Consider the following 11,015-nt stretch of genomic DNA (forward strand, 5'->3'; position numbering starts at 1 on the left):
GTCCGCCGGCTCGGCGCGGACGCCGGCATTATGGTCACCGCAAGTCACAATCCGGCGACCGACAACGGCTACAAGGTGTACCTGGGCGCGCCGCCCGGCGATCCGGCGAACGGGGCACAGATCGTCGCTCCCGTCGACAGCGAGATCGAGGCTGCGATCGACGCCGTCGGACCGGCCGCCTCCCTCCCCCTTGGTGACGGCTGGATCCACCTCGGCCCGGAGATCCACACCGCCTATGTGGCCGCGGCCGCGGCCACGCTGCGGCCGCCCGGCACCGGCACCACCGGCAGCCTCGCCGCGGGAGATCTGGCCGCAGGCGATCTCGCTGACCTGCGGGTGGCGTACACGCCGCTGCACGGTGTGGGCGCGGACACCCTGACCGCGGTGTTCACCCGTGCCGGCCTTGCCGCGCCGTTCGTGGTGGCCGAACAGGCCCGTCCCGACCCGGACTTCCCGACCGTCGCGTTCCCGAACCCGGAGGAACCCGGCGCGCTGGACCGGGTGCTCGCCCTCGGCCGAGCGGTGGACGCCGATGTCGTCATCGCCAACGACCCGGACGCCGACCGCTGCGCGGCCGCGGTCGGCAGCCGGGTCCTCACCGGCGACGAGGTCGGGTTGCTGCTCGCGGACGAGGTGCTGCGCGCCCGGCCCGGCCCGGTCGCCACGACGATCGTGAGCTCGGGCGCGCTGGCGACGCTCGCGACCGCACACGATGTCCCCTGCTTCGAGACCCTCACCGGCTTCAAATGGATCATGCGGGCGCACGCCGGCCTCGTCTTCGGCTACGAGGAGGCGCTCGGCTACGCGGTCGCGCCGACGCTCGTGCGCGACAAGGACGGGATCACCGCGGCCCTGGCGATCGCCGGGATCGCCGCGGCGGAGAAACGCCACGGCCGGACCCTGCTCGACCGGCTCGACGATCTCGTCCGCCGGNGACGATCTCGTCCGCCGGTATGGCCTGCACGCCACCGCCCAGGTGTCCGTCCGGGTCACCGACAGCGCGCGGATCTCCGCCGTGATGGACGCGCTGCGCGCCGAGCCCCCGGCGAGGATCGGCACCGTCGACGTGCTCGACATCCACGACCTCGCCACCACACCCACCCCAGCCACCGGGCCTGCGCCGGCCGCCGCGCCCACGACAACAGGTATGCCCGCCCTCGCCGATGGGTCTGCCCGTACCGGCACGGCGGGGGACGAGGTGCCGTCCGCGGACGTAGTCATTTTTCGGCTGGCGGGCGGAGGGCGGGTGGTCGTCCGTCCCAGCGGCACCGAACCGAAGATCAAGGCCTACCTGGAAGTGACCGTCCCGGTCGAGCCCACGGCGGACGCCGACAGCCTCGCGCTCACCCGCCACGAGGCGGGCACCCGCCTGGCCACACTCGGCGACGCCGTCCGCCAGTTCCTCCTCGGCCGCTGATCAGACCGCGCCGAACTGGCGGTCGCCTGCGTCGCCGAGGCCAGGGACGATGAAGGCGTCGTCGTCCAGCCGTTCGTCGATGCAGGCGGTGACGATCCGCACGTCGAAATCGCCCGCGTCCAGCGCGGCGACCCCTTCGGGCGCGGCGAGCACGCAGACCAGGACCATGCCTTTCGCCCCACGCTCGGCCAGCAGGTTCAGGCAGTGCGCGGCTGATCCGCCGGTGGCGAGCATCGGGTCGAGGAGCAGCACGGGATAGTCGGCGAGGTTCGCCGGCAGTGACTCCAGGTAGGCGTGGGGCTGGAAGGTCCGCTCGTCCCGGGCCAGGCCGACGAAGCCGGTCCGGGCCTCGGGCAGCAGACCGAGGGCCGCCTCCAGCATCCCCAGCCCCGCCCGCAGGACCGGCACGACGATCGGCGCCGTGGCCAGCCGGCTGCCCACGGCCGGGGTGAGCGGGGTGGCCACGGTGTGCTGGACAGCCGGCAACTCCCGGGCGGCCTCGTAGATCAGCATTGTGGACAGCTCCCGCAGCGCCGCGCGGAACACCGGCGGCTGCGTCCCCCTGTCGCGCAGCACGGTCAGCCGCGCTGCCACCAGAGGATGTTCGACGACGTCGACCCGCACAACTGCCTCCCGCCGTCCAAGGGCCTTCACCTGGCCCGGTGGAACTCCGGCTGCCACTTCACCCGTAATGATGGACGCTATGACGAGCCTTCCAGCCGGAGCGGACCGTCCCGCCGGAACCGGTGGAACCGGTGGAACCGGTGCGACGGTGCCGGGCCCTCCCGCTGCCCCGCGCCGGTCCGAACTCGCCCGGATGATCGATCACACCCTGCTGCGCCCCGAGGCGACCGGGGAGGAAATCCTCGCGCTGTGCGGCGAGGCCACCGAGCTGGGCGTCGGCGCGGTATGTGTGGCGCCCACCCATGTCTACCTGGCCGCCGCCGCGGCCCGCCGGGGTCNNCGCCGCCGCGGCCCGCCGGGGTCGGCCGAAGGACGAGCGGGCGGCGGCGGACGACCCGGCGTTCGCCGTGGCCTCGGTGATCGGGTTCCCGCACGGCACCCACCTGACGGCGGTCAAGGCGCAGGAGGCCCGCCGGGCGGTGGCCGACGGCGCGGACGAGATCGACCTGGTGATCGACCTGGCCTGCGCGATGGAGGAGAACTGGCGGTCGATCGAGACCGAGATAACCGAGGTGCGGCTGGCCGTCCCACCGCACGTGATCCTCAAAGTGATCATCGAGAGCGCGCTGCTGCCGGACGCCAGCATCACGGCGGCCTGCCGGGCCGCGGAGGCCGGTGGCGCGGAGTTCGTGAAGACCTCGACGGGTTTCCATCCGGCGGGCGGGGCGAGCCTGCGGGCGGTGCGGGCGATGGCGGCGGCGGTCGGCGGCAGGCTCGGGATCAAGGCCAGCGGGGGCATCCGTACCGCCGAACAGGCTCTCGCCTTCGTCGGCGCCGGCGCGACCAGGCTGGGCATGTCCGCCACCCGGGACGTGCTCGCCGGTGTCCCGGAGTAAGCGCCGGGTCCCGCGTCAGGGCCGCTGTCCCGGAGTAGCGCCACGGTCCCGTGTCAGGGCCGGTGCCCCGCGGCGGCGCCTACCGCTGGGCGGAGAGGGCCTTCTTCGCGGCGGTGAGGAACTTGGTGCCGGCCGCGGTCAGTTCGGCGGACTCGGCGCCGGCCTGCTGCTCCCAGGCGCCGTAGGTGTCGCCGGCCCGGTAGCCCCGCAGCACGTCGGTCAGCCGTCGCATGCACTCGACGGCGTCGTCGTAGTGACGGGTGACCGGGGCGGTCGGGCCGAATCTGACGCGCAGCCGCCCGTAGGCGGTCCGGGCCATTTCGTTCGCGTGGTTCCGGCGCTTCAGATATTCTATCGCCTCGTCGTCGCCATCCATGATTCCCCGGGACCACAGTGAAATACAGTAGGCAGTTACCAGCTGGGACCGGGTCAGCTGCTCGGCGGCGAAGTCCAACACGTCACGACATTCTTTCTGAACGGCGAGACGATGTGATCGTCGTGTTTCCATACGGCCGGAGAAAGCGGTGATTCCCGGCGCGCCGATGCCGGTGACGACAACACTGACAATCGCAAGTACCATCACGTCCGACATGATCAGCCATGGTAGCGGAGCGGCCCGGTGCGGCCGGTTCACGCGCGGCGCGGCCGGAGCGCGGAGAGGCTCGCAGACACCGGCGACGCGGGGGCCGGTCAGCCCCCCAAGCTCCTGACCGCGCAGGCCGCAAGGTGGTCGTTGACCAGACCACACGCCTGCATCAGCGCATACGCTGTCGTGGGGCCGACAAAGACGAAGCCGTGGGATTTCAGTTCCCGGGCCAGCGCCGCCGACTCGGCCGTGGCCGCCGGCAGGTCCGCCGNNNNTGGCCGCCGGCAGGTCCGCCGTTACCAGCGGCACTGCCGTGGTCACGGGCCGGAACGACCAGATCAGTTCTTCGAACGACCCGTCCAGCGCCAGCAGCGCCCGGGCGTTGGTGATTGTCGCGAGAATCTTCCGGCGGTTGCGGATGATTCCCGCGTCCGCCACCAGCCGTTCGACGTCGGCCGGGCCGAAAGCCGCGACAGCCACCGGGTCGAAATCCGCGAACGCGGCCCGGAAGGCATCCCGTTTACGCAGGACGGTGAGCCAGGAAAGACCGGACTGGAACGCCTCCAGGCTGAGCCGTTCAAAAAGCCCGGCCCGGTCGCGGACCGGGCGTCCCCATTCGTCGTCGTGATAGAAGATGTATTCCGGCGCGGACAGCGCCCACGGGCAGCGCGGGCGCCCGTCCGGCCCGGTCACGGCACCGCCGGGCGCCCCGGCCCNGCACCGCCGGGCGCCCCGGCCCGCCCGGAGCCGGCGTCCGGGCCGGTTGGGGCGGACGGGTCGGGCTGCGGGTCACCCATCGCCGCACACCGGCGCGAACCCGGGCTTGATCACGTCGTTGATGAGCGTCAGCCGCTGGTCGAACGGGATGAACGCCGACTTCATCGCGTTCACCGTCAGCCAGCGGATGTCCGGCCATCCGTACCCGAAGGCGTCCACCAGCGCGGCGAACTCGCTCGACAGCGTCACCCCGCTCATCAACCGGTTGTCGGTGTTGACCGTCACCCGGAAGTGCAGCCTGCGCAGCAGGCCGATCGGATGCTCGGCGATGCTCGCGCACACGCCCGTGTCCACGTTGGATGTCGGGCACATCTCCAACGGCACGCGGACGTCCCGTACGTAGTTGGCCAGCTGCCCGAGGATCGCGTTCGCGTCGGCGTCGACGGTGATGTCGTCGGTGACCCGGACGCTGTGGCCGAGCCGGTCGGCGTTGCACCACTGCAGGGCCTCCCAGATGGACGGCAGCCCGAACGCCTCCCCGGCGTGGATCGTGTAGTGGCCGTTGGCCCGCTGCATGTACTGGAACGCGTCGAGGTGACGGGTCGGCGGGTAGCCGGCCTCGGCCCCGGCGATGTCGAAACCGACGACCCCCCGGTCCCGCCATCGGACGGCGGCCTCGGCGATCTCCAGCGAGCGGGCCGCGTGGCGCATCGCGGTCAGCAGGGCGCGGATCTTCAGCCCGGTACCGGCCGAGCCGGCCCGGAACCCGTCGATGACGGCCTCGATCACCGCATCGAGCGCCAGCCCCCGCTCGACGTGCAGCTCGGGGGCGAAACGGACCTCGGCGTAGACGACACCGTCGGCGGCAAGATCCTCGGCGCACTCGCGGGCGACCCGGGCGAGCGCGCCCGGGGTCTGCATCACCCCGACAGTGTGGCTGAACGTCTCCAGATAGCGCACAAGAGACCCGCTGTGGGCGCCGCCGCGGAACCAGGTCGCGAGCTTGTCCGCGTCGGTGGTGGGCAGCCCGCCGTAGCCCACCTCGTCCGCGAGCTCGACGACGGTCGCCGGCCGCAGCCCACCGTCGAGATGGTCGTGCAGCAGCACCTTGGGCACCCGCCGGATGGCCTCCAGCGTGGGCGGGGACGGCGCGGACACGGTCATCGTCCGAACATATATCCGAAGGCGCGGCCGTCCTCCCCAGGTCCTGTGCCCAGATGGTGAGCCGAACAGAGGATCTACCAGCGAATCCCGGCAACGGAGATCTACTCGGGGGAGCCACCCGGGAGAATCCACCAGAAAGAACCGAAACGGGCGGGGAACCGCGGAAAGATCTGTCGGCAGAAATCACCGGCGAAAACCATCGGTAGGTATCCGGGATGCCGGTGACCGGCATCCGCCAGCCAGCGCCTGCAGGTAGGCCGCCTACAGGTGGACGTGGGCGAGGACGAGCGGCTGGACGGACTGCGGCGTGTCCGCGATCTCGACGGCGTCGGCGAGCGCCGCCCGGGCGGTGGCCAGCCGGGCCGGGTCGTCGGTGTGCAGCTCCAGCAGCGGTGCCCCGGCGACGACCCGCTCACCGGGGCCGGCGAACCACCGCACACCCGCGACCGCCGACACCTCGTCGTCCTGGCGCGCCCGGCCCGCCCCCAGCCGCCAGGCCGCCAGGCCGACGGCGCGCGCGTCCAGCCGGCGCAGGAAACCGGTCGCGGGCGCGGGCAGCGTCTCGACGTGCCGGGCCACGGGCAGGGGCGCGTCCGGGTCGCCGCCCTGCGCGGTGACCATCCGTTGCCACACGTCGTGCGCCCGGCCCGCCGCGAGGACGTCCGCCGGGTCCGGGCCGCCGGCCAGCCCGGCGAGGGTGAGCATCCGCCTGGCCAGCGCGACCGTCACCTCGACCAGATCGGCCGGGCCGCCGCCGCGCAGGGCCGCCACCGCCTCGTCGACCTCGAGTGCGTTGCCGGCGGTCCGCCCCAGCGGGGTGTCCATGCCGGTCAGCAGCGCCTCCGTGCGCACCCCGGCCGCGTCACCCAGGGTGACCATGGTCTCGGCCAGCTCCCGGGCCGGCGCCTGGGCCGTCATGAAGGCGCCCGAGCCGACCTTGACGTCCAGCACCAGCGCGGACGTCCCCTCGGCGATCTTCTTGCTCATGATCGACGAGGCGATCAGCGGGATCGACTCGACCGTGCCGGTCACGTCCCGCAGCGCGTACAGCTTCCGGTCCGCCGGGGCCAGGCCGGCGCCCGCGGCGGCGATGACCCCGCCNNGCGATGACCCCGCCGACGTCGGTGAGCACCGACCGCATCCGCTCCGGGGCCAGCGAGGCCCGCCAGCCGGAGATGGCCGCCATCTTGTCCAGGGTCCCGCCGGTGTGGCCGAGCCCGCGGCCGGCGAGCTGCGGCACCGCCGCGCCACAGGCCACCACCAGCGGCACCAGGACCAGCGAGACCTTGTCGCCGACACCGCCGGTCGAGTGCTTGTCCACGGTCGGGCGGCCAAGCCCGGACAGGTCGAGCCGTTCGCCGCTGGCGACCATCGCCGCGGTCCACCGGGACAGCTCCGCCGGCCGCATGCCGCGCCACACCACGGCCATCAGATAGGACGCCATCTGCTCGTCGGGGACGGCGCCCGCCGTGTACGAGCTGATCAGCCAGTCCACGGCCGCGTCGGGCAGCCGGCCGCCGTCCCGCTTCGTCCGGATCAGGTCGACGACGTGAAAAGTCACCGAAAGTCACCATCGTCCTGGCCTGTGCCGGCGTCCCGTCCGGTCTCTGCGCCTGTACCGGTGGCGCGGGTAGCGGGCGGTGGCAGGTCGGTGGATGGCAGGTCGGCGGGGCCGAAGGCGTCCGGCAACAGATCCGCCAGCCGGCGCGGGCCACCGGCCGTCGCCACGAGGAGATCCGGGCCGCCGTGCTCGTACAGCAACTGTCGGCAGCGGCCACAGGGCAGCACCGGCGCACCGGTGCCGGTCACGCAGACGAACGCCACCAGCCGGCCGCCGCCTGCGGTGTGCAGAGCGCCCACCAGCACGCATTCAGCACACAGCGTGAGACCGTAGGAGACGTTCTCGACGTTGCAGCCCACGACCAGTCTGCCGTCGTCCACCACGGCGGCGGCACCAACATGCAACCGTGAGTACGGGGCGTACGCACGGGCCGCCACCCGGGCCGCCTCGGCCCGCAGCCACCGCCAGTCGACGGCATCCACCGCGGACGCGCCCGCGGGACCAGCTCCGGTGCCGCCCGCGGGACCACCCCCAGGAGCGCTTCCTGCTGCCATGCGACACCTCCCGGAGGCCTGGACCCGTTCCCGGGTGACAGCGCACAGTCCAGCATGCCCCACCCGGACGCCCCGGGAAGCCGACTCCCGGCCGTGCGGAGAAACACACTCGCGGCCCAGGCCTGCCCGGCGCTCGCCGGCCCGGGCCGCCGGCCACGCGGGAAACATGATCGCTACTGCCGGCCCGCCGGTCACAGGGCTCCCGGTGTCGAGGACGGCGCTTCTCCGGACGGCGACTGTCCGGACGGCGACTGTCGGACCTGCGGTGACAGCGACTGATGTAATGCTGCTGATTCGCAGAGTAAGAACGGTCGCGGACAGAGCGTTCGATCGACAAACGACGCCCTGATAAACGGACGGTATGGCCGCGCTCACACGTTGTCGGCCACAGGAGGACGCGTTGGATCCCGCCGACACGGACACGCCTGCGACCGGGGAGAAAGCCACGCCGCTGACCGTCCGCCGGGCCGCGCCCGCCCCAGAGCCCGGCGCAACGCCGGTCACGGAGCCGGTCACGGAGCCGGCCGCAGCCGGCGGTACGGCCGTCCGCGGGCGGCGGCGCGGGCGCCTCCGGACGCACACCCTGATCGGGTCGAGCTATCTCCTGCTGGCCCTGTTGCTGACCGCCCGGGTGTGGTCCGACCCGACCCGGAACATCATCGCCGGTAACCCGAACGACACCTCCCTGTACTGCTGGTGGCTGGCGCACACCGCGCACGCCGTCACGAACCTGTCGAACCCCTTCGTCACGCACCTGGCGAACGCGCCGGAGGGGATAAACGCGCTGTGGAACACGTCCGTACTGGTCCCCGGCCTGCTGCTGACGCCGGTGACCCGGGCCGCCGGACCGGTGGCCTCCTACAACCTGCTCGTCATGCTGGCGTTCTCGCTGTCCGCGTTCAGCGCCTACCTGCTCGCGCGGAAACTGCGGGTGCGTACCGCGGCGGCCTACGTGGCCGGGCTCGTCTACGGTTTCTCGCCGGCGCTCGTCGCGGCCGGGACGGGGCATCTCAGCCTGGCACTGGCGCCGGCCGTACCGTTGCTGCTCGGCCTTGTCGTGGACGCCGTCCGGGGGACGCACCGGCCGGCACGGACCGGCGTACCGCTCGGCGTCGGCGCCGGCCTGCAACTGCTGACCGGCGAAGAGGTGCTGTTCATCACCGCGGTGACGGCCGCCGTCGGGATCGTCCTGCTGCTGGTGAGCCGGCCGGGGTACCTCCGCCTGACCGGCGGGCCGCTGCGCACGTTCGCGATCGCCTTCCTGACCTGCCTGGCGCTGACCGCGGTGCCGCTGGGCATCCAGTTCCTCGGGTCGTTGCGGGCCCACGGCAGCCCGTTCCTGGCGAACTTCTTCAAGAGCGATCTGACCGGCCTGTACGTCCCCTCCGAACGCCAGTGGCTCGCGACATCCGCGCAGAGCGCGCGGGCGGCCGAGTTCCCCGGCGGTGCGCCGGAGTACATGAGCTTCCTCGGCTGGCCCCTGCTGAGCGTGTGCGTGTGCGCCGTCGTCCTGGGCTTTCGCGACCTGCGGATACGGATAGCCGGGCTCACCGGCGCGGTGCTGGCGGTCCTCTCCCTGGGCGAGACGCTGCTGGTCAACAACGTGGAGACGGGCCTGCGGCTGCCCTGGGGCCTGGTCGCCGGCCTGCCGGTCTTCGATGCCGCCCTGCCGAACCGGTTCTCCCTCGGCACCGCTCTGATGGCCGGGCTCGTGCTCGCCTGCGCCCTGGACCGCCTGCCTGCCCGGCTCGCCGCCGCCGGTGTCCCGGCGACTGCCCGGCTCGCAGCTGCCGGTGTCCCGGCGACTGCCCGGCTCGCAGCTGCCGGTGTCCCGGCAGCGGTGGCCCTTGCCGTGGCCTGCGTGCTCCCACTGATTCCTCGGCCGTACACCGTCGAACGCTCACCCGACGTGCCCGCGTTCTTCACCACCGACGCCGTGAAAACCCTTCCGGCCGGCTCCAACGGGCTTCTCCTGCCCTATCCGACCGGGTTGCGGGCAACCGCGATGTCCTGGCAGACCGCGGCGGACTTCCATTTCTCGATGCCGGGCGGCTACTTCATCGGTCCGGGCCACGACGGGAAGGCCTACATGGGCGGAAAAAAGCCGACGGTGACAGCTCAGTTACTTGACGACATCGAAAGCGGCAGCTTCACCGGTCCGGTGGCCCCGGCACAGATCGCCCGAAGCCGCGCCGACTTCGCCGAGCTCGGTGTGCGCGCGGTCGTGCTCGGCCCGGCAAGGCACCGGGACGGCCTGCGCGACACGGTGACGTCGCTGACCGGGCAGCCGCCGGAGCTCACCGGTGGCGTGTACGTCTGGCGCCTTCCGTGACACCCCGCGCTGGACGTCCTCTGCTGGATAGCTCGTGGCGCCGGTATACAACGCGCCCTGAACCGGTGCGGTCGACGTGTGATGAAGTAGGCCGAGCGACGTCCACGGGCGATGTCCACGAGTACGGGCAATGTCCACGGGCGAAGTCCACGGGCGAAGCCCACGAGCGAAGTCCACGGGCAATGTCCAGGGGCAATGTCCACGAGCAAAGTCCACGAGGAGGTGGGACGGCCGGATGCCGCTCGAACGCCACCCGACGTCGAAAACCGGACAGGAACCGGATTCCGGCCAGCTCGTAGCGGGTCGTTACCGGCTCGGCGCCGAACTCGGCCGCGGCGGTTTCGGTGTGGTGTACGCGGCCACCGACGAACTGCTGCGGCGGGACGTCGCCGTCAAGGAGATCCGCCTCCCACCGTCGATCTCCGCCGACGAGCGGGCGATCCTGCGCCAGCGGGTGCTGCGCGAGGCGCGCTCGGCCGGCCGGGTCCAACATCCCGGGCTCGTCCCGGTCTTCGACGTGCTCGAGGCGGACGGCCGCCCGTGGATCGTCATGGAGCTCGTGGAAGGCCGCTCCCTGGCAGAGATCATCTACGACGAGGGCCCGCTGCCGCGTGAGCGGGTGGCCCGGATCGGCATCAGCCTCGCCTACGCCCTGGAGGCCGCGCACCGGACCGGGATCGTCCACCGGGACGTCAAACCGGCGAACGTCCTGATCAGCGCGGACCGGCGCGCCCGGCTGACGGACTTCGGCATCGCGTTGTCCGCCGGGGATCCGACCCTGACCCGCACCGGCATCCTGCTCGGCTCACCGTCCTACATCGCCCCGGAACGGGCTCGTGGGGAGGCCGGCGGCCCGGGCAGCGACATCTGGGCGCTGGGCGCGACCCTGTTCACCGCGGTCGAGGGTGGCACGCCCTACGAGCGCGACAGCGCCATCGCGACGCTGACGGCGATCGTCGAGGGCAGACGCCATCCCTTCCGGTTGGCCGGGGCCCTCGCGCCGATTCTCGCCGACCTCCTGGCGGTGCAGCCCGCTGACCGCCCGTCGCTGTCCCTGACCCGGCGACGGCTGCGGAAGGTCAGCGAACGGGAGGCCTCCCGGCGGCTGCCGGGCACCCGCGCGGGCCGTACCGACCGTGAGCGTCCGCCGCGGGCACCGGCGGG

Annotated in this window: 8 protein-coding genes and 2 pseudogenes (1 of these 10 cut by a window edge); 5 read left to right on the forward strand and 5 right to left on the reverse strand. The window is 72.4% G+C overall.

Going from position 1 to position 11,015, the window contains the following annotated elements; genetic code table 11:
* Both FrCorBMG51_RS34550 and FrCorBMG51_RS34555 read left to right on the forward strand, forming a co-directional pair.
* A pseudogene (locus tag FrCorBMG51_RS34550) lies at positions 1-855 on the forward strand (phosphohexomutase domain-containing protein) (its annotated part extends 219 nt beyond the left edge of the window); the annotation flags it as partial.
* 292 nt (positions 856-1,147) lie between these two features.
* A complete protein-coding gene (locus FrCorBMG51_RS34555; protein WP_338052720.1) occupies positions 1,148-1,417 on the forward strand; it encodes a hypothetical protein in 270 nt (89 codons plus the stop codon).
* Here FrCorBMG51_RS34555 and upp read toward each other — a convergent pair whose 3' ends face one another.
* Positions 1,418-2,041, reverse strand: coding sequence for a uracil phosphoribosyltransferase (upp, locus tag FrCorBMG51_RS09220; RefSeq protein ID WP_047222674.1), 624 nt, complete (start codon positions 2,039-2,041; stop codon positions 1,418-1,420).
* Positions 2,042-2,343: 302 nt separating this feature from the next.
* Here upp and deoC point away from each other — a divergent pair, with 302 nt between their 5' ends.
* Positions 2,344-2,937 carry a deoxyribose-phosphate aldolase gene (deoC, locus tag FrCorBMG51_RS09225; RefSeq protein WP_235433449.1) on the forward strand — a complete coding sequence of 198 codons (594 nt, stop codon included), beginning with the start codon at positions 2,344-2,346 and terminating at the stop codon, positions 2,935-2,937.
* Positions 2,938-3,016: 79 nt separating this feature from the next.
* Here deoC and FrCorBMG51_RS34560 read toward each other — a convergent pair whose 3' ends face one another.
* From FrCorBMG51_RS34560 to FrCorBMG51_RS09250, 4 genes and pseudogenes are all read right to left on the reverse strand, one after another.
* The gene (locus FrCorBMG51_RS34560; protein WP_476742137.1) at positions 3,017-4,216 is read right to left on the reverse strand and encodes a DNA-3-methyladenine glycosylase I; all 1,200 of its coding nucleotides are present in this window, start codon (positions 4,214-4,216) and stop codon (positions 3,017-3,019) included.
* A gap of 96 nt (positions 4,217-4,312) precedes the next feature.
* Positions 4,313-5,404, reverse strand: coding sequence for an adenosine deaminase (locus FrCorBMG51_RS09240; protein ID WP_047222676.1), 1,092 nt, complete (start codon positions 5,402-5,404; stop codon positions 4,313-4,315).
* A 261-nt stretch (positions 5,405-5,665) separates the two neighbouring features.
* Positions 5,666-6,965, reverse strand: a pseudogene (locus FrCorBMG51_RS09245) (thymidine phosphorylase).
* Entirely contained in the window at positions 6,962-7,519 is a 558-nt protein-coding gene (locus FrCorBMG51_RS09250; RefSeq protein ID WP_052914507.1) for a cytidine deaminase, read from the reverse strand. The pseudogene FrCorBMG51_RS09245 and the gene FrCorBMG51_RS09250 overlap by 4 nt, the downstream one beginning before the upstream one ends.
* 400 nt (positions 7,520-7,919) lie before the next feature.
* Here FrCorBMG51_RS09250 and FrCorBMG51_RS09255 point away from each other — a divergent pair, with 400 nt between their 5' ends.
* Positions 7,920-9,851 (forward strand): hypothetical protein, encoded by a 1,932-nt coding sequence (locus FrCorBMG51_RS09255; RefSeq protein WP_139342099.1) that lies wholly within the window; start codon positions 7,920-7,922, stop codon positions 9,849-9,851.
* Positions 9,852-10,086: 235 nt separating this feature from the next.
* The coding region (locus FrCorBMG51_RS30965) for a serine/threonine-protein kinase (protein ID WP_047222732.1) at positions 10,087-11,015 on the forward strand (929 nt) is incomplete at its 3' end.

The organism is Protofrankia coriariae (genome assembly GCF_001017755.1).
GTDB lineage: Bacteria > Actinomycetota > Actinomycetes > Frankiales > Frankiaceae > Protofrankia > Protofrankia coriariae.

What these genes read in the sequence shown, in the direction of transcription:
- FrCorBMG51_RS34555 (WP_338052720.1), top strand. Translation starts at nt 1,148, where the DNA reads ATGCCCGCCCTCGCCGATGGGTCTGCCCGTACCGGCACGGCGGGGGAC.
- FrCorBMG51_RS09240 (WP_047222676.1), bottom strand. Translation starts at nt 5,404, where the DNA reads ATGACCGTGTCCGCGCCGTCCCCGCCCACGCTGGAGGCCATCCGGCGG.
- FrCorBMG51_RS09250 (WP_052914507.1), bottom strand. Translation starts at nt 7,519, where the DNA reads ATGGCAGCAGGAAGCGCTCCTGGGGGTGGTCCCGCGGGCGGCACCGGA.